Genomic DNA, 18,170 nt, shown 5'->3' on the forward strand with positions numbered 1-18,170 from the left:
TGTTTTTGGGATGGAGATGAGAAAAAATGAGTCTTGGCGGTTTTCAAAGCGGCTTTTCCGCTCGCAAGGTACCACGTTCGGAAGTGCGCTGGGGACAGTTTTTAATATGCAATCACGGGTGTGAGGAAGTCATCCAATTGATTTCGCATGTATCTGGTGAAGTCGAATTTGAGCTATGCAAAATAGAGGCAGAGCGCATGGCGCATGTCCTTTTGGAAGCTTCGAAAGCAGAGCGCTCCTGACATGTATTTTTCATAAATTTCTTGAAACTTATACCCCACTCCCTCGTATAAATGAAAGAGCATGTATAGATAGAGGGAGGACGAGTATGAGCGACAAAAATGTTGTAAAAATGAGTCCCTTTCAAGCAGGAGGAAAGCTGATCGCCACGATTGTGATACTGGTAGCGTTGGTCTTGCTTGGCACGCAATCTTTTACGATTATTTCCGCTGGGCATAGTGGAGTTGTGCTGCAACTGGGAGCGGTACAGCCAAAAGTGCTGCAAGAGGGTATGCATTTTAAAATTCCGTTCATCCAAACCGTGGTACCGATGGAAGTGCGGGTACAAAAATCAGAAATGAGCCAGACATCCGCTTCACGTGACCTGCAAACCGTATCTACGACGATTGCTGTTAACCATCATTTGGATGCAGAAAATGTCAATAAACTGTATCAGCAAGTGGGATTGGAGTACAATAGCCGAATTGTTGATCCTGCCATTGCCGAATCATTTAAAGCCGTGACCGCTCAATACACAGCAGAAGAACTGGTATCCAAGCGTTCCGAGGTCAGCCAAAAGGTAAAAGAAGTCCTGCATAAAAAGCTGTCAAATTATAACATTATTCTCGACGAAATCAATATTCGCGAGTTTACCTTCAGTGATGAATTCAACCGCGCCATTGAATCCAAGCAGGTGGCCGAGCAGCAAGCGCTCAAATCGAAGCTGGATCTGGAGCGGATCAAGATCGAGAAAGAGCAAGAAATCACGAGAGCAGAAGCACAGGCACAAGCACTGCGGCTGCAAAAGCAAGAGGTTACGCCAGAGCTGATTCAGCTCAGACAGATCGAGGCCCAACTCGAAGCGATCCGCAAATGGGATGGAAAGCTGCCGAACGTAACGGGTGGAGCTACTCCGTTTATCAATGTGGGTACCCCATAACGGAATAAATAAACAAAGCCACTCCCTTGAAGAGGAGTGGCTTTGTTCTTAGTTGCGGATGAGATAATCGAAAGCTCCCAAAGCCGCAGTAGCACCAGATCCCATCGAAATGATGATCTGTTTATAAGCACTGTTCGTGCAATCACCGGCTGCAAAAACACCAGGGATGTTTGTAGAACCATGGCTGTCTACCACGATCTCACCAAAGCGAGTGCGCTCAATCGTGTCGCCCAACCAATCTGTATTCGGTACCAGACCGATCTGTACAAACACACCTTGCAATTCAATGTGCTTGGTTTCACCTGTCTCACGTTCGATGTAAGAAATGCCGTTTACTTTATCGGTACCCGTAATTTCTTTGGTTTGAACGTTTTTGAGTACAGTGACATTCGGCAGACTGTAAAGACGATCTTGCAATACCGCATCAGCTTTCAGCTCTGGCGAGAATTCCAGAACGGTTACATGCTTCACAATACCTGCGAGATCAATCGCTGCTTCCACACCTGAATTACCGCCGCCAACAACTGCGACATCTTTGCCGATGAACAAAGGACCATCGCAGTGAGGGCAATAAGCTACACCCTTGTTCTTGAACTCTGCTTCACCTGGTACACCCAGATTCCGCCAACGAGCACCTGTCGACAAGATGACTGTCTTACTCTTCAGAACAGCTCCGTTTTCGAGTTCAACTTCGATGAGATCCTTCTTCTCTAAACGCTTGGCGCGTTGCAGCTTCATGACATCAATGCCATACTCTTTCACTTGCTTTTCCAAGTTGGCTGCGAGCTGAGGACCTTCAATGTATTTCACACTGATGAAGTTCTCAATGCCCAATGTGTCATTGACTTGACCGCCAAGACGTTCAGCAACGAGACCAGTACGAATCCCTTTGCGTGCTGCATAAATCGCCGCACTAGCACCTGCTGGGCCACCGCCGACAACAAGCACATCATAAGGGTCTTTATTGTCAAACTCAGATGCGTCCGGAGCAGAACCCAGCTTGGCAAGAATTTCTTCCACAGTCATACGGCCGCTTTCGAAAAATTCACCATTGAGGAAAACGCTTGGCACAGCCATCACGTTTTTGCTCTCTACCTCGTCCTTGAATACGGCACCATCAATCATTGTATGAGTAATACCAGGATTGAAGATACTCATCAAGTTCAGAGCTTGGACAACATCTGGACAATTGTGGCAACTCAAGCTGATGTAAGATTCGAACTTATATTCACCACGAAGGTCTTTGATTTGATCAATGACACTTTGCTCAACCTTTGGAGCTCTTCCGCTAACTTGCAAGAGAGCCAATACTAAGGAAGTAAATTCGTGACCCAGTGGAGTACCAGCAAAAACGACGCCAGTATCTTCACCGACACGGTTTACGCTAAAGCTAGGTGTGCGAGTTAGTTCTGCCTTCTCCACACTGATCTTCAACGACATGCTGGCTAACTCATCAACCAGTGCAAGCATCTCAGAAGATGCCTCATCGGTGCCTGCACTGACTTTGAGTACAATATCGCCTTCCAAGAGCTCGAGATATTGTTCTAGTTGCGCTTTGATTTCTTGGTCAAGGGCCATTATCTATCACACCTTAAATTTTGCCTACGAGATCAAGGCTTGGTTTCAGTGTTTTGCCGCCTTCTTGCCATTTTGCTGGGCAAACTTCACCTGGATTGTTGCGAACGTATTGTGCTGCTTTGATTTTGTTGATCAGAGCACTTGCATCACGGCCAATGCCACCTGCAGTAATCTCAACAGCTTGGATGACACCGTCTGGGTCGATGATGAATGTACCGCGATCTGCCAGACCTTCAGCTTCGATCAATACGTCGAAGTTGCGGGAGATCACATGGGAAGGATCGCCGATCATGATGTATTCTACTTTACCGATTGCTTCAGAGCTGGAGTGCCATGCTTTATGAGTGAAGTGAGTATCTGTAGAAACGGAGTATACTTCCACACCGAGTTCTTTCAAAGTTGCATATTGGTTTTGCAGATCTTCGAGTTCAGTAGGGCAAACGAAAGTAAAGTCTGCTGGGTAGAAGCAAACTACGCTCCATTGACCTTTGAAGTTTGCTTCAGTTACTTCGAGGAATTTACCTTTTTGGAATGCTTGTGCTTTAAAAGGCAATACTTCAGTTCCGATGAGTGACATAGTGTTAGCTCCTTTATATGTTTTTTGTATTTACATATTCAGGACATGCGTAACGAGGCATGCTTGAATATAATTTACAATGATTATTATTTAATAAATGATTCAGTAAGTCAAGTTTTTTATAATGATTATAATGTGATAATTTTTACAAGACGTTTTAACCATTATTTAGTATGATTCGAACGGCATCAGAGTATTCGTTTGCTGTGCGAAAAATTGACCATTCGTGCGTAGAAACCGAGTGGATTGTTTTACGTATGAAATAAAGAGCGAATTGACAGCGGAATAAACATACAGGAGTGATGATATGCCATCTCCCATTAGCGCACCGCAAAAATGCTTGTCCAAGGACGCGTTCAAGGTACAGCTTATTACCGAGGGGATTACGGTTGTGATCGGGCTTGTGATTTTGGCCGTTCTTTATTATCTAGATAATCGTTTTGCCTGGAAGGAATGGATCGGATGGAGTTTGCACGGATTGCTCGTTATCGGTGTGATCGCGACGATTTGGTCTTTTGTCGAGCCGTATTTTTTATACAAAAGCTGGCGGTATGATATCGATGAAGATTTCCTGCAAATGAAATTCGGGGTGATCACAGAGAGACATTTCCTTGTCCCCATGACGAAAATCCAAGCAGTCTCAACGAAACAAGGACCGATTTTACGAAAATATGGACTGTACACCATCTCGATAAAAACAATGGGCTCCTCGCACGAAATTCCAGGATTGCCGGGGGATGTCGCTGCTCAATTAAGAGAACAGATTGCACAATACGCCAAATTAAAGGAAGTGGAGTAGCGATGGAAGCAAAACGATACCATCCACTAACTATCCTTTTTGATCTCATCATCCAAGTAAAGCATCTGTTTTTTCCTACGTTGATTTTGTTTGTGTTCAATTATGACTCGACAAACGCATTCATTACATACGGGAGAATTGTTTTTTACTTCTATGTAGGAGGGATGCTGGTCTATCTGCTTTTGAAATGGGTCTCGTACAAGTATAGGCTGGATGAAACGGCTTTCCATCTATACGCAGGGATTTTTACGAAGACAAAGCAGACCATTCCCTTTGCCAAAATCCAAAACGTCAATCGACATACGACGTTGCTGCACCGGATTTTTAAAGTGACCTCTATCCGATTTGAGACAGGGGTGGTTGGCGATGATTCTAGAGTGGAATTCGCGGTGATTTCTCTGAATGAAGCAGATCGACTGGAGGCTTACACGAAACAGGAAATGCGTTTAGAAAAAGAGCCTGAAGCTGAAGCCGAAGGGAAAGAAGGAGACGCGACCTCTTCGGGGGAAATCGGTACGCCGTATGCCACTCCTGAGCGAATCATTCACTTTACGCCAACGAAAAAAGAGATTATCAAGGCTTCCTTCACTTCTCTCAGCTTTCTCGGGATGATTACGCTACTGATATGGGCGTATTTCAAGCTCACCGAATATATCGACGTGGAGGAGCAGGTAGTAGGTATTTATTCGCTGATTACAAGTTCGTGGATATGGATCACGCTGACAGCCGTTGGACTACTCGTCCTATCCATCGTATTCGGCATGGTTACGACCTATATTCGTTATGGAAAATACGAGATTTCGTCGGATCATGAGCGGATTTACATTGCCAAAGGAGTCATCGAAGAAACAGCTTTTTCGATCGCAAAAGAGAGAGTGCAAGCGATTAAAATCAAACAATCCTTGTTAAAGCGCATGCTGGGTCTCGCTGAAGTCAAGCTGACGGTTGTCGGCGGGGATAGTGATTCGGATAAAGATAAGCAGGATGTCAGCTCGCTCTATCCATTTTTACCGGTAAAACGTGCGTATGAAATGATCTCAGAAATATTGCCTGCGTATGAAGTGACGGAAGAAATGACGAGTCTCCCCCAAAAATCGTTATGGGTTCGCTTGGTCAGATCGAGCTGGATTTGGATCATTGGCACAGGTGCGCTTTCTTATTTCAAGCCGAATATGTGGGGGTGGGAGCAAGCGTGGTGGGTCATATCCATTGCGTTGACACTGATCATCCTGGCCTTTGAAGTCATTGAATTCTACAACACCCGATACACCTTGAATGATCACTTTATTCAGTTCCAAACAGGGAGCCTAACTACGACGCTATTTGTCTCCAAACGAGAAAAGATTATTGAGGTCAATGTCAAAAGAGGCATCTTGCAAAAACGGCTAGGGCTTGCTTCGATCAAAACGGTCAATCGCGCCAAACCAGTGAGTCATAAAGGGGTGACAGATGTGCCGTTAGAGTTGGCGGATGGGTTTTATCAGTGGTATATGGGACGTAGAAAAGAGATCAAAGTAGAATAGAAGAAGAAGGGACGTAGAAGGAAAAGGCGAATCTTTTCCCTCTACGTTCTTGTGCTTTCAAACAGCTCCAGCCATTCCCCATCCGGACCTTTGAAGAACATATAACGCGAGCCGTTCGGCAATGTGGTTATTTCCTGATCGATAAAGGATACAGGTAGTTGCTTCAAACGGTCGATTTCAGCTTCGAGGTTGTCCACAGCAAACGCCAGGTGGTGGACCTTGCCCTCTATCGGCAGAGAATCGTTATATCCGTGAATGAGCTCCAGCTCTGTCTCTGTGCTGCCCGGAAATCCAAGCAAAGCAAGGGTAATGACTCCGTTGGAATGAGCGAGCTTGCCTTTTAGCTCCATCCCAATCACTTCGGTGTAAAAGGCAATCGAGGCCTCCAAATCTTTTACCATTAATCCCACATGCTCCAGTTTTTTGATCGCCATATCACTTCATTCCTTTCTACAGGTCTGATTTTTTCTATTGTAGAAGAATTTGAAGAAAAAGTCTGTATGCCCAAGTAGTCATGATAGGTTTTCCAATGATGAACATGGCTATAATTGGGCTATGGTGCAAATTTCGTCATCCCGGGGTGGAGCATGGAATCTATTGTGGAAATGATTGCGAGAGCAGTACTGGCTTTTGCGATCATGATGATCATTACAAGGATGTTGGGCAAGCAGACGATTGCGCAAATGACGTATCATGACTTTGTCGCGGCGATTACTTTGGGGGCGCTGACAGCAAATCTTGCTTTTAACAACATGATCAAAATATCGCATATGATCGTGACGTTACTCACTTTCAGTGGCATCGCCTATTTGCTCATGATCCTTTCTCTGAAAAACCGGAAAATGCGAAAATGGTTTTCGGGTCAACCGACGGTGATTATCCAGGATGGAAGAATTCTGGAAGATAACATGGGCAAGCTAAAGCTGTCTTTGGATACGCTGAATCAAGAGCTGAGGGAAAGAAACATTTTTAATATCGAAGAAGTTCAATATGCAGTGCTGGAGTTGAATGGGGAGATATCCGTTCTAAGAAAACCGCAGTTTTTACCTGTCACTCGTGGGGATTTGCACCTGAAAACGGGGAAGAGACAGACATTCCCGATTGAATTGATCATGGATGGGCAAATCATCCAGGGCAATTTACGCCAACATAGCTTAACCATTGAGTGGCTACTCTCACAGGTGGGCAAAAAAGGCTTAAGTGTCGCAGAAGTGAATTACGCGGTAATTAGCTCCAATGGACAAATTTACTTTGATCCGTATGATGACCATATCAGCAATCCGATCGACAAAGAATAAGGATTCGCAAAAAAACCTCCGTGATGGAGGTTTTTCATTTGCTCGAGTATTGGCTGAGTGTTCCTGATTGCTTCAAATAGGTATAAAATCTGTGCAAAATAGTGACAGCTTCTGCACGAGTCAGCATGTCTCCACCCTCGAACTTGCCGTTCCATGCAGTCATGATCCCTGTTTTTTGCAAGAGGGCGAGATTGGTTCCGAGGATTCCGCTGTAGTCATCCGTAAACAATATTTCATCGCCATTTTGGCCAAAGAGAAGCGGATACAGGATGTTCGTTTGGTCTCTCCCAGCTTCGTTGTACCGACCATCCTGCTTGAAAAAAGCTTCAGGCGAATTTGGGTCAAGCGAATACTGATTCAAGATGATGGGAATATCCCGCATGCCAGAAAGGATTTGTAAGACCTCTGCCGCTGGAATGTCTTGGTTTTCTAACATAAAGACGGGCAGGATGTTTGCCGCACCAATTCGATTTAGTTTCGTGTCTGGGTAAAAAAAGTAGCCGTTGGAAGAATAGTGGACAGCGTTCCACCAGTCTCTTGTGACGATCGAGCTGATCTCTGTGTACGCCCAGTGATTTTTGGGCACGTCGGCAAATCGCTCGATGCGATAGTCGCTGTAATCTGTCTTTTGGTTAGCTTTATACGGTCTGTAACGATCAAACAGGCGATAGATCATGACGGTCAATTCTGCTTTGTCTACCAATCTTTCAGGCTGAAAGCGTCCGTCAGGATAACCGCTAACAACCCCCTTATCTACCATGAAGGAGATCGAATTCATGGCCCAGCCGTATTTCTTCGGATCGACATCATGAAATTTCGGTGCAGCATGTGTAATCGTAGGATAAATACCGGATAACCCCAGAATGAGTGCAAGTAATACCGTGATGACTTTCATATGTTCTCCTCTCTTTTTTCTATGAAAATGGTAAGGATTATCCTTCCAGTATACTATCCGGTGTTGGAAAAGGAAGGTGTTCTGCAAGAACAGATGTGACGATATGCAACGAGTCAAACTCGCCAGATGAAGCCGTAATGATCGGCGGTTTAGAGGTAAACAGTTGCTTGTTAATTGCATGGGGAGAAAGCCCTTTGCTATGGAAATGCAGGATTTCCCCAGACAGATTCTCCAAATACTCCAGCTTTTGTTGCAAGCGTGTTTTCCCGTCTGGATGATATCCGGAATGGGCGCAAAAGATCGACTGGAAGTCACACGCGAGGACCTTACGAAGGGAATTCATCAAGGTGGGGATCGATTCTTCTCGTAATATGACCTTCGTTTTCACACCCATAAAAAGATCACCACAGAACAAGCGACCGGTCCTTTCATCCAATAAGGCTATATGGTCATGGGCATGGCCGGGGGTATCAAGAACTTTCCATTCGATGGAGCGAGAGTGATGGACGTCACCCAAAGGTTGGGCCAGAAACGGATCGCGAATCCCCCAAGTAAGCTTACGGTAGAAAGGATATTGTGCTTTTTGCGAGCAAATGTCCACCCCTTTTTCGTGAATGAAAAGAGGGACCTGCTTGTGCTGGGCAATCCACGAGGCGGTACCGACATGGTCTTCATGGCTGTGCGTCAGTACGACCGAATCAAACGAGGCTTCCTGAAACCTGTGAACGAGAGCTTGCTCGAGTACTTTCGGGCCAGTATCAACCAGCATGCCATCCGTCACATAGACATAAATCCCTGATTCCCAATCCCCTACTCGAACAATCCCTTCCAGACATGCCACGTCTTCCTGATGATGAATGTGAATCATGCCGCACACCTCCCATCGTGATGGAATCATTATACTATTGAATGATTATTCAGTCATTTTTCTTTGCGATCCACACTCATCCTTCATCCCTGTATCATGTATGATGAATAGGGATGATTGCTCGTATGAGGTGAAAACATGAATGCATTGCCAATAAATGAAGTATTGCCAGAGCTGGTAGGCACGCTGTGCAAAGAGACGAATGCAGTATTGGTCGCTGCTCCGGGTGCGGGGAAGACGACGAGGGTACCACTGGCCTTGCGTGAAGAAGCTTGGTTACACAATCGTCGAATTGTAATGCTGGTCCCGCGCCGACTGGCCGCACGTCAAGCTGCTACCTACATGGCTGCCTTGCTGGGGGAAGAAGTTGGACAAACGGTCGGATACCGGGTCAAGCGCGAGTCAAGAGTAGGGCCAGGCACTCGGATTGAAGTGATTACAGAAGGAATTTTAACGAGAATGCTACAGGATGATCCAGAGCTATCTGATGTCGGTCTTGTTATTTTTGACGAGTTCCACGAACGGAATTTGCACGCGGATTTAGGACTGGCCCTAAGTCTTCAAGCACAAAGCTTGTTTCGGGAAGACCTGCGAATTCTCGTGATGTCCGCTACGCTCGATGCCGAGCCTGTGTCAGCCTTGCTGGGGAATGCTCCTGTTATCAGTAGTAAAGGCAGGATGTTTCCGGTGGAGACGCGCTTTTTGACTTCCCCGATGGAGGGGCGTCTGGAGGAAGCGGTGGTCCAGATGATCTTCCAAGCGTTGAGACAAGAAGAGGGAGATATGCTCGTCTTTTTACCAGGAGCCAAAGAAATTCACCGGGTCCAAGGTTTGCTTGAACAAAGCGGTGTGGGCACGAATATCCGGATTGCACCTCTTTACGGAAACTTGTCGCAAGAGGAACAAGATAAGGCGATCCAGCCCGGGAAAACAGGGGAGCGCAAAATTGTCCTCGCCACCTCTATTGCTGAGACGAGCTTGACTGTCGAAGGTGTGCGTATCGTGATTGATAGTGGATTAAAACGGGTCCCGCGCTTTTCTCCACGAACTGGGATGACGAGGCTGGAGACAGCAAAGGTATCAAAGGCATCCGCAGACCAACGCCGAGGAAGGGCTGGACGGCTTACGCCCGGAGTCTGCTATCGACTGTGGACAGAGCAAGAAGATCGCATGCTCATTCCCCAGCAGACACCTGAAATTATGGAAGCGGATCTGGCTGTGCTCGCTTTGGAGCTGGCTCTGTGGGGTGTTGGGTCGTCGGACGAGCTGGATTGGCTGAATCCCCCGCCGAAGCCAGCGATGGCACAGGCTCAAGAGCTGTTGCTTCAGTTGGGCGCATTAGATGAGCGGAAGCAGATCACACCACATGGACGAGTGCTGGCTGGGATGGGTGTGCATCCGAGATTGGGCCACATGATTCAAAAAGCGAATGAGCTGGGGGAAGGGGAACTGGCTTGTGAGCTGGCTGTCCTCTTGGAAGAACGAGATATTGTGCGGGGGCGCCAAGCGTCAGCAGATGCGGATATGCGTTCGCGTGTTGAACTGCTTCGTCAGGTAGCAAACAAACAGAGTGAGGCAGTGGAGCTTCCGATTGATGTAGGAACATGCAAAAGACTTTGGAAGGAGGCAGCGCACTTCAAACGGGGATGGGCAAACAACCAGTCTGGTGACACCTCCACGCGTACAGAAGCGACGGGAAGACTGCTGGCGTTTGCGTACCCGGACCGGATTGCCCAGCGAAGGGCAGATGGACGTTATTTGCTTCGCAATGGGCGCGGGGCGGCTTTTTCCGTGCAGCAACCACTGGCTGCTTCGCCGTATATTGTGGCAGCAGAACTCGATGACCAAGGCGCAGATAGTCGGATATTACTGGCGGCTAGCGTGGAAGAAAGCGAGCTGTTGAAGGATTGTGCGATGCAGATTACCGAACGAATGAACGTATGGTGGGAGCATACAGCGGGGGCAGTTCGCAGCCGCAAGCAAAAGCGGTTGGGGGCGATCTTGTTGGCGGATATAGCTGCGGAGGCTTCCCCAGATGAGGTGTTAACAGCGTTTTTGGACGGAATAAAAGAAGAAGGCTTGGAGATTTTGCCGTGGAATCGGCAGGCGAGACAGTATCGGGAGCGTTTGCTCTTTATGCAACGTCTGGAGGAAGGCTGGCCGAATGTGGAAGATGAGGCACTACTTGTTTCCCTGGAGGAAAGGCTCGCTCCCCATGTATATGGTTTCAAACGAAAGGAAGACCTGCAGTCGCTGTCAGTGGCGACGTTGCTAGAGAGTATGCTGTCATGGGAGCAGCGCAGACAACTAGACGAATACGCTCCGACTCATGTGATCGTCCCGAGTGGCTCCAAAATTCCTGTCGATTACAGCGATCCAGCAGCACCGGTGCTTTCGGTCCGGCTACAGGAGTTGTTTGGTTGGCAAGACTCTCCGCGAATAGGCAGAGGCAGAGTGCCACTGACATTGCACCTGCTTTCGCCGGCTCATCGTCCGGTACAAGTGACACGGGACTTGGCGAGCTTTTGGGCACATGCGTATTTTGAAGTGAAAAAAGATTTAAAGGGCCGTTATCCCAAGCATTATTGGCCGGATGATCCGCTAGCTGCCATTCCAACAAACCGGACGCGACCACGCATATAAATCGATTCGCTAGGTATATTCGGGCATAGAGGGGGGCATCGCGTCAGGTGAAATTTCCCATTTTGCTAGTTCCATGTTCGTGAGTCACGTCAATTGTGAAACCTTCTTCGTGTTCGGGCACGTCAGGAAGATACCGTGAATCACGTACTACCCCCTCTATTTCTTAGGGCTGCCTGTTACAACAGGCGGTCTTTTTTTTGTAAAAAAAAGGTGCCGCAGTTGCAGCGCCCTTTCTTTCGTATGAGGTCAAGGCTTACGCTTTGTTTCCCCACTGCTCCCGATAAATCAACTGTTGCAGGTCCTCGCGTTGTCTCCATTGGTGCAGCTCCAAGAGTGGACGTTCCGGATAATGATCCGTGTAGCCGATCGACAGCAATGCGACAGGATCGATATGCGGCGGTATGTTCAGGATACGACGCACGTCGGCCTTCTTGTAAAAACTGACCCAGCCCATCGCCAAATCTTCTGCGTAGGCTGCCAGCCACATGTTTTGGATCGCACAACTGACAGACATAATATCTGTTTCCGGGATAGAATTGCGACCGAGTACATGGTCTCCGCCACGTGTAGGATCACAAGTGACACAGATCGTGACAGGCGCTTCCTTGATTCCTTGAATTTTCAGCTCTAAAAAGGTCGATTCTCGTCCCGTTCCTTCGTAGTGGATGGCAAGTGCCCGGCGTTCTTTATCCGCACATTCTGCAAGAGCTTGTTTGGTTTCGTCGTCTTCCACCAGGACAAAATTCCAAGGCTGCATGAATCCGACAGAAGGAGCATGGTGGGCAGCAGCCAAGATCATGGCAAGCTTTTCCGGGGCGACAGGGTCTTGACGAAAGGTACGAATATCGCGACGATTGCTGATGGCTTTATACAACCCGTTTTTTTCTTCCGCGGTTAAGCGTTTCATGAGAAAAACCTCCCTATTTGCATTCCGGTCTCTTTATTTTACTTACAAAGTATGCTTCCTTCCAGACATCTACTTGACATATTCATGTCCTACGCTAAAGAGGAGGTTAGTCCGAGCAGAGGGGAGATAGTACGAGCATGCAAAACATCTTAATTGTAGAAGACGAGTTACCCATCTCTCGGGTATTGAAGGCGTATTTGGAAAAAAACAACTTTCAGGTTGAACAGGCATTTAACGGCGAGGAAGCAGAGCGGAAGTTTGATTCACTCAATCCTGCGCTGGTCTTGCTGGATGTGATGCTGCCTGGACGAAGCGGATGGAGTATTCTCGAATATATTCGGGCGAAAAGCTCGTGTCCTGTCATCATGCTGACAGCGTTGGGACAAATCGATAACAAGTTGGCGGGTTTGAACAAAGGCGCCGATGACTATATCACCAAGCCCTTTATTGCCGACGAAGTGGTCGCTCGCGTACATGCAGTATTACGTCGCTCGAAACAATTGTTAGAAGGCAATCATGTGAAGCAGTTTGGCAGTCTGAAAGTCGACTTCAAGGCTTATTCTGTCATGCTGCATGGCATCGAACTGGCGTTTACGCCAAAGGACTTGTGTCTGTTTCTTTTTTTAGCGCAGTACAAAAACCAGACGTTCACCAGAGAACAGCTCATCGAGCAGGTGTGGGGAATGGACTACGAAGGAAGTGATCGCGCAGTAGACCTCGCGATCAAGCGCATCCGGCGATCTTTGGAGAATTGGCCGACATCCGAAGGGGAAATCCGTACTTATCGTGGCTTGGGCTACAAGCTGTGCGTATATGAGTGAGAAAAAACGCACCTCGTTGTTTCGGTATTGGACGACGCGATACTTGATCATCTTGTGTATCGGCCTTTTCGTGATCGGGATTGCATCCAGCTACTGGATTTCTTATAGCGAGACTCAAAAACGCCTTGATTTTATGAGACTGATGGCAGCGGAAGTAGCGGATCGGGTCGTTGATGTGGAAGGCAAGGTGAAAACGGCTCCGTTTTTGTTTCGTATTGTGGACAGTCGCCAGGAGTCACTCGGCGTCAATTACAAGCCAATCATGATGATTTTAGATGAACACAAGCAACCCGTATTTGGCGTACCTGGTCCTTTTTCAGGGGAACTGAAGCGTATCGCGCCTGATCTGGTGGATGCGGATGACAGCCTGTCACAGTTCGAGCTTGCGCGGGGTGACGAAGTGCTTTTCGTGAAGGAAAGCATTAAAGTTGATGAGCGAGTGGTTGGATGGGTCATGCTGTTCACCCCACAAAAACAGGTGATACGCGGCATGACTGAATTCCAATTGCTCGCGATCATGCTTCTGGGTCTCGGCTTACTTGGCTGGCTCGTCATATATTTGCTGACGAAAAAGCTGTCTCAGCCGATTAAGGATGTGGCAGACGCTGCCAAGCAAATCGTACTGGGAAACTACGAGATTCAATTGGATAAAAACAAGCGCGAACAAGAAGTGTATGAGCTGATTCATACCTTTGAAGAAATGGCAGAACGATTGAAGCAGTTGGAAATGATGCGTACCGAGCTTTTGGCAGGGGTGACCCACGAACTCAAAACACCTGTTACGTCCATCAGTGGGCTGGTACAAGCCGTGAGGGAAGAGGTTGTGAGCGGTGAGGAAGCCAAGGAGTTTTTGGATATTTGTACGAAGGAAACAACACGTCTGCAAAAGATGATAGAGGATTTGCTCGATTTTAACTCGTTTGCTGTGGGTGACATTCGTATACGTCGGCAACCCCAAAACATGCAGGAGCTGATTCGGGAAGTTACGCACCAATGGAAGATTGTGCAGGAAGAAGAAAAGCTCAGCTTGCACATCGAAAATACGTCTGAGCCAATGATGATAGAGACCGACCCGTTGCGTGTGCAGCAAATCATGTACAATCTCCTAAACAATGCAGCACAGGCGATGGAATCGGAGGGACGGATTATTGTGTCCCTATCTGCATCAGCAGATGAGATTCGCATTGACGTGAAGGACAATGGACGTGGGATACCGATAGAGGAACAATCTTTGATTTTCGAACGATTCTACCGGGGCGAGGACAAGAAGCACATCGTCCGTGGGTTGGGGCTTGGTTTGTCTTTTAGCAGAATGATTGCCCAAGCATTAGGAGGTATGTTGATCCTGACGGAGAGTACAGCGTCAGGCAGCACCTTCACGTTGATTTTACGCAAATAAAACAGGCATGCTTGAAAAAACGATCTGGTTCACTCCGGTCGTTTTTTTGTGTCTTTATCTGACTTTTCCCTGACGTATTCGTTCCGTATAGTGGTCGCAACCAAAAAGACAAGTCTTCAATCAAGTAGATGGTAGGGGGACTGAGCGTGACTCACACGGAGAAAAAGAGAGAGTTGTTTTCGAAGGCAGGAAGCAACAAGAGAAGGTGGATCGTTGGAGTTTTGGCTGTCGGGGTCGTGCTCGTTTCAGGAGCTATATTCGGCTACCAGTCGTTTTTTACCCCACAAACGGCGCAGGCCGCTTTTCAAGTGGAGACGGTAAAAAGGGGAGACATCTCAGAAGTCGTACAGGCATCAGGCACTGTCCAGGCTTCCAAACGCTCGTCTCTCTCGTTTTCTGATGCAGAAGAAGCCAAGGATGCGATTTCTACCATTCAGGTCGGCGTTGGTGATGCCGTGAAGGCAGGGCAAGTTCTTGCGACGATGGACGATTCCGTAGCGAGAATCCAGGTGACGAATGCGGAAGCAAATCTTTTATCGGCGCAAGCCAAGCTAGAGGAGGCACAAAAGCGCAAGAGTCCCGCAGAAATCACTTCTTTGCAAGCTGCCGTCAATCAGACCAAGAACGAATGGGAGCTCGCCAAGCAAAACATTGACGGGAAAAAAGCGGCGAACGACGTAGAGAAGGCAAAGGCAAACCTGGAGAGTGCCCAGAAGACGTACACTTCCCAGCAGGCCTTATTTGCGGCAGGTGCGATTGCCAAGAGTGAATTCGACAGTGCTCAATCCTCGTTGGATCAGGCTCAGCGTGATTACAACAATGCCATATTGACAGCCGGACAGACGACAGGGCAGGCAAGTGTGAAGGTAGAGCAGGCATTGGCTGCGTATCAAACAGCGCAAGAAGCGTTACAGGAAGCGAATGAAGGCCCTGATGCCGCCACAGTATTATCGGCCAAAGCAGCGGTGGAACAGGCAAAAGCGGGGCTGCAACAAGCACAAAAGGCACTGAGAGCAGTTACCTTGAAAGCACCAATGGACGGAGTGATCGTCCAAGTGAATGGCAATGTAGGCGAAATACCCGGCAATAATTTCATTATCATGGATAATTCGAATAGCGGAGATTTAGAGGTATTGGCCCAGATTAGCCAGAGTGACATCGGAAAAGTACAGGAAGGCTTGCCAGTGACGTTTACGACGAGTTCTTATGCGGATGAGACGTTCCGTGGAAAAGTAAAGCTGATCTATCCAGAAGCGAAAACTGACGCTGGAGTCACCACTTACGATGTGCTTTTGTCTGTGGCAAACCAGGATAATAAATTGAAGATCGGGATGACGATGAACGTCGCGATCGAACGGGGAACTCATAAAAATGTGCTCGTGGTACCTGCGCAAGCGTTGCAAACGCAAAATGGCAAGGATGGCGTGTATGTGCTAAAGGATGCTGCTGCACAACAAGCTGGTGAAGGAGCTGAAGGGAATCAGGCTGAGGCGAAGCAAGCGAATAACATCAGTGGAGGCAAAGAGGGCAGAGCGAATATGCCGTATCGATTTGTTCCGATCAAAATGGGATACTTCACTGCCGATCAGGTAGAAGTGACGGAGGGGCTTACCGAAGGAGAGCGTGTCGTCATCCTCGTGAATACACAGACCTCATCTGGAACGAGTCAAAATGGAAATCGAATGGGCGGCGGTATGCCGGGATTCGGCGGAATGGGCGTCCAGATAAGGGGACGGTAAAAAGATGAAACCGGTCATTCAAATAGAAGAGCTGAGAAAACAGTATGTCATCGGAGATCAGGAGATTTATGCGCTCAGGGGTGTCAGCTTATCGATCGAGGAAGGAGATTTCGTGGCAATCATGGGGCCGTCTGGTTCAGGCAAATCTTCCATGATGAATGTAATTGGCTGTCTGGATAAGCCCACCTCGGGAGAATTTTTTTTAGACGGCTATCCTGTATCACAAGCACATGACGATGAATTGGCGGTCATCCGCAATCAGAAAATCGGCTTTGTTTTTCAAAATTTCAATCTGTTGCCACGTACAACCGCAGTGGAAAATGTAGAACTGCCTCTTTTATATGGAGGCACATCTGCACGGGAACGAAGAGAAAGAGCCATCCGGGCATTAACGAGTGTCGGACTGGCAGAGCGATTAAACAACAAGCCCAATGAGCTGTCAGGTGGGCAGCAGCAGCGCGTGTCAATCGCGAGAGCTCTCGTCAATGATCCCGTCATCCTGTTGGCAGACGAGCCGACAGGAGCGCTGGACACGAAGACGAGTGAAGAGATCATGGGTATCTTTCAAAAGCTGAACGATGCGGGCAAAACGGTTATTTTGGTGACACATGAACCTGATATTGCGGAGTATGCGAAGAGGATCGTCCGGTTTCGTGATGGGCAAATCATTGCGGATGAAGTGGTGGAGGATCGCAGGGGGGTGTCGATGGAGGGTAGAGCAGATGAGCTTTATTGAATGTGTACGCATTTCATTTCGCAGCATCAGGGCAAATGGCTTGCGCTCCGTTCTCACGATGCTGGGAATTATCATCGGTGTAGCAGCTGTTATCGCGATGGTGGCGATCGGAGAAGGGACTTCCACGTCTGTTGCTTCGCAGATCAATGGTTTAGGGAGCAACCTGCTGATTGTCACACCTGGTCAGGCGACACAAGGCAGGGTAAGCCTTGGAGCTGGCTCTCTGAATACGCTGACGATGGCAGATGCAGAAACCCTGATGCAAAAAGAGTCCATTTCGGGTGTGGCTCCCAGCGTCAATGCGCGGGGGCAGATTGTCTGGGGAAGCAATAACTATTCCAGTATGCTCGAGGGGACGTCAGCCGATTTCCCTCAGGTGAGGAATGTAGAAGTTGGACAGGGGCGTTTCTTTAGTAACTTTGAAGTGAAGATGCAATACAACGTGGCAGTCGTGGGGACAGAGGTGGTCAGCAACCTGTTTAAAGGAGCGAATCCAGTAGGGCAAACCGTTCAGATTAACCGGATTCCGTTTACGATCATCGGCGTATTGCAGAGCCAGGGAAGCTCAGGCATGACAAACAACGACGATCGGATCATCATTCCGATTACTACTGCGATGAACAGGTTGACCGGAGGCAAAAATGTGAGCTCGATTTACGTCTCGGCAGCATCGTCAGACTTGATGGAGAAGGCGCAACAAGATGTACAGCAAGCCCTTCGTGCCAATCACAAGCTACGGCCACAAGCAGCCGATGATTTCCGTATAACGTCCCAGTCAGACATTTTAAGCACGGCACAGTCAGTCTCCAGCTCGATGACCGCGCTTTTATCTGGCATTGCAGCCATCTCGCTGATTGTTGGCGGGATTGGCGTAATGAATATTATGCTTGTATCGGTCACGGAGCGGACACGAGAAATCGGGATTCGCAAGGCGATTGGAGCCAAGCGGGGCGATATTCTCCGACAGTTTTTGATCGAAGCGGTTACGCTTAGCCTGATTGGCGGGGTGATTGGTATTGCCTTAGGGGTAGGGGCGGCGTTTTTGGTTAGCAAGCTTGGTCAGATGGCGACTTCAATCAGTCTGTCTCCGATTATGTATGCGTTTTTGACCTCTACATTGGTTGGTGTCATCTTTGGTGTGTATCCGGCGAGAAAAGCAGCACAGCTCAAACCAATTGACGCTCTGCGGTATGAGTGAGTGTGTAATTTTACCAATCCGGGCATACTA

17 protein-coding genes are annotated in these 18,170 nt (G+C 48.0%); 11 read left to right on the forward strand and 6 right to left on the reverse strand.

All coding sequences use genetic code 11. The features are described 5' to 3' along the window. Positions 1-26: 26 nt before the first annotated feature. Entirely contained in the window at positions 27-242 is a 216-nt protein-coding gene (locus ASG16_RS15355; protein WP_007727516.1) for a hypothetical protein, read from the forward strand. Between the two features lie 86 nt (positions 243-328). After that, a complete protein-coding gene (locus ASG16_RS15360; protein WP_056496517.1) occupies positions 329-1,159 on the forward strand; it encodes a prohibitin family protein in 831 nt (276 codons plus the stop codon). A gap of 48 nt (positions 1,160-1,207) precedes the next feature. On the opposite strand, the gene ahpF is transcribed toward ASG16_RS15360, so the two are convergent. Together ahpF and ahpC are read right to left on the reverse strand one after the other, a co-directional pair. Next, positions 1,208-2,737: an alkyl hydroperoxide reductase subunit F gene (gene ahpF / locus ASG16_RS15365; protein WP_056496516.1), complete on the reverse strand. Its 1,530-nt coding sequence runs from the start codon at positions 2,735-2,737 to the stop codon at positions 1,208-1,210. 13 nt (positions 2,738-2,750) lie between these two features. Next, a complete protein-coding gene (gene ahpC, locus ASG16_RS15370) occupies positions 2,751-3,314 on the reverse strand; it encodes an alkyl hydroperoxide reductase subunit C (protein WP_056496515.1) in 564 nt (187 codons plus the stop codon). Between the two features lie 307 nt (positions 3,315-3,621). Between ahpC and ASG16_RS15375 the strand changes: the two genes are divergently transcribed. After that, entirely contained in the window at positions 3,622-4,113 is a 492-nt protein-coding gene (locus ASG16_RS15375; protein ID WP_048031805.1) for a PH domain-containing protein, read from the forward strand. Between the two features lie 2 nt (positions 4,114-4,115). Beyond that, positions 4,116-5,636, forward strand: coding sequence for a PH domain-containing protein (locus ASG16_RS15380; protein ID WP_056496514.1), 1,521 nt, complete (start codon positions 4,116-4,118; stop codon positions 5,634-5,636). Positions 5,637-5,677: 41 nt separating this feature from the next. On the opposite strand, the gene ASG16_RS15385 is transcribed toward ASG16_RS15380, so the two are convergent. Beyond that, complete coding sequence (locus ASG16_RS15385; RefSeq protein WP_056496512.1) at positions 5,678-6,070, reverse strand: VOC family protein; 393 nt, start codon at positions 6,068-6,070, stop codon at positions 5,678-5,680. Between the two features lie 153 nt (positions 6,071-6,223). On the opposite strand from ASG16_RS15385, the gene ASG16_RS15390 reads away from it, so the two are divergent. Next, the gene (locus tag ASG16_RS15390; RefSeq protein ID WP_056496509.1) at positions 6,224-6,934 is read left to right on the forward strand and encodes a YetF domain-containing protein; all 711 of its coding nucleotides are present in this window, start codon (positions 6,224-6,226) and stop codon (positions 6,932-6,934) included. Positions 6,935-6,968: 34 nt separating this feature from the next. On the opposite strand, the gene ASG16_RS15395 is transcribed toward ASG16_RS15390, so the two are convergent. Beyond that, entirely contained in the window at positions 6,969-7,829 is an 861-nt protein-coding gene (locus tag ASG16_RS15395; protein WP_056496506.1) for an S-layer homology domain-containing protein, read from the reverse strand. Positions 7,830-7,866: 37 nt separating this feature from the next. Beyond that, on the reverse strand, positions 7,867-8,697 hold the full coding sequence (locus tag ASG16_RS15400; protein WP_056496503.1) for an MBL fold metallo-hydrolase: 831 nt from the start codon (positions 8,695-8,697) through the stop codon (positions 7,867-7,869). A 138-nt stretch (positions 8,698-8,835) separates the two neighbouring features. Here ASG16_RS15400 and hrpB point away from each other — a divergent pair, with 138 nt between their 5' ends. Continuing rightward, a complete protein-coding gene (gene hrpB, locus ASG16_RS15405; RefSeq protein WP_056496501.1) occupies positions 8,836-11,340 on the forward strand; it encodes an ATP-dependent helicase HrpB in 2,505 nt (834 codons plus the stop codon). Positions 11,341-11,593: 253 nt separating this feature from the next. Here the strand turns inward: hrpB and bluB are convergent, their stop codons facing one another. Beyond that, positions 11,594-12,247, reverse strand: a complete 654-nt coding sequence (gene bluB, locus ASG16_RS15410) for a 5,6-dimethylbenzimidazole synthase (RefSeq protein WP_048031811.1) — start codon at positions 12,245-12,247, stop codon at positions 11,594-11,596. A 137-nt stretch (positions 12,248-12,384) separates the two neighbouring features. On the opposite strand from bluB, the gene ASG16_RS15415 reads away from it, so the two are divergent. The 5 genes from ASG16_RS15415 (at position 12,385) to ASG16_RS15435 (ending at position 18,140) form a co-directional block, all read left to right on the forward strand. Further along, positions 12,385-13,068: a response regulator transcription factor gene (locus ASG16_RS15415; RefSeq protein WP_056496498.1), complete on the forward strand. Its 684-nt coding sequence runs from the start codon at positions 12,385-12,387 to the stop codon at positions 13,066-13,068. Then, positions 13,034-14,467, forward strand: coding sequence for a HAMP domain-containing sensor histidine kinase (locus tag ASG16_RS15420; protein WP_056496497.1), 1,434 nt, complete (start codon positions 13,034-13,036; stop codon positions 14,465-14,467). The genes ASG16_RS15415 and ASG16_RS15420 overlap by 35 nt, the downstream gene beginning before the upstream one ends. A 146-nt stretch (positions 14,468-14,613) precedes the next feature. After that, positions 14,614-16,206 (forward strand): efflux RND transporter periplasmic adaptor subunit, encoded by a 1,593-nt coding sequence (locus tag ASG16_RS15425; protein WP_056496496.1) that lies wholly within the window; start codon positions 14,614-14,616, stop codon positions 16,204-16,206. A 4-nt stretch (positions 16,207-16,210) separates the two neighbouring features. Next, positions 16,211-16,942 carry an ABC transporter ATP-binding protein gene (locus ASG16_RS15430; protein ID WP_056496494.1) on the forward strand — a complete coding sequence of 244 codons (732 nt, stop codon included), beginning with the start codon at positions 16,211-16,213 and terminating at the stop codon, positions 16,940-16,942. After that, the gene (locus ASG16_RS15435) at positions 16,929-18,140 is read left to right on the forward strand and encodes an ABC transporter permease (RefSeq protein ID WP_056496492.1); all 1,212 of its coding nucleotides are present in this window, start codon (positions 16,929-16,931) and stop codon (positions 18,138-18,140) included. The genes ASG16_RS15430 and ASG16_RS15435 overlap by 14 nt, the downstream gene beginning before the upstream one ends. Positions 18,141-18,170: the final 30 nt, after the last annotated feature.

The organism is Brevibacillus sp. Leaf182, from assembly GCF_001423865.2.
Classification (GTDB): Bacteria; Bacillota; Bacilli; order Brevibacillales; family Brevibacillaceae; genus Brevibacillus; species Brevibacillus brevis_C.

Excerpts from the sequence above, each read along its gene's own strand:
- ASG16_RS15430 (WP_056496494.1), top strand. The coding sequence starts at position 16,211 with ATGAAACCGGTCATTCAAATAGAAGAGCTGAGAAAACAGTATGTCATC.
- ASG16_RS15380 (WP_056496514.1), top strand. The coding sequence starts at position 4,116 with ATGGAAGCAAAACGATACCATCCACTAACTATCCTTTTTGATCTCATC.
- ASG16_RS15390 (WP_056496509.1), top strand. The coding sequence starts at position 6,224 with ATGGAATCTATTGTGGAAATGATTGCGAGAGCAGTACTGGCTTTTGCG.
- ASG16_RS15375 (WP_048031805.1), top strand. The coding sequence starts at position 3,622 with ATGCCATCTCCCATTAGCGCACCGCAAAAATGCTTGTCCAAGGACGCG.
- ASG16_RS15415 (WP_056496498.1), top strand. The coding sequence starts at position 12,385 with ATGCAAAACATCTTAATTGTAGAAGACGAGTTACCCATCTCTCGGGTA.
- ASG16_RS15360 (WP_056496517.1), top strand. The coding sequence starts at position 329 with ATGAGCGACAAAAATGTTGTAAAAATGAGTCCCTTTCAAGCAGGAGGA.
- ASG16_RS15435 (WP_056496492.1), top strand. The coding sequence starts at position 16,929 with ATGAGCTTTATTGAATGTGTACGCATTTCATTTCGCAGCATCAGGGCA.
- ahpF (WP_056496516.1), bottom strand. The coding sequence starts at position 2,737 with ATGGCCCTTGACCAAGAAATCAAAGCGCAACTAGAACAATATCTCGAG.
- ahpC (WP_056496515.1), bottom strand. The coding sequence starts at position 3,314 with ATGTCACTCATCGGAACTGAAGTATTGCCTTTTAAAGCACAAGCATTC.
- ASG16_RS15395 (WP_056496506.1), bottom strand. The coding sequence starts at position 7,829 with ATGAAAGTCATCACGGTATTACTTGCACTCATTCTGGGGTTATCCGGT.
- ASG16_RS15400 (WP_056496503.1), bottom strand. The coding sequence starts at position 8,697 with ATGATTCACATTCATCATCAGGAAGACGTGGCATGTCTGGAAGGGATT.
- bluB (WP_048031811.1), bottom strand. The coding sequence starts at position 12,247 with ATGAAACGCTTAACCGCGGAAGAAAAAAACGGGTTGTATAAAGCCATC.
- ASG16_RS15355 (WP_007727516.1), top strand. The coding sequence starts at position 27 with ATGAGTCTTGGCGGTTTTCAAAGCGGCTTTTCCGCTCGCAAGGTACCA.
- hrpB (WP_056496501.1), top strand. The coding sequence starts at position 8,836 with ATGAATGCATTGCCAATAAATGAAGTATTGCCAGAGCTGGTAGGCACG.
- ASG16_RS15385 (WP_056496512.1), bottom strand. The coding sequence starts at position 6,070 with ATGGCGATCAAAAAACTGGAGCATGTGGGATTAATGGTAAAAGATTTG.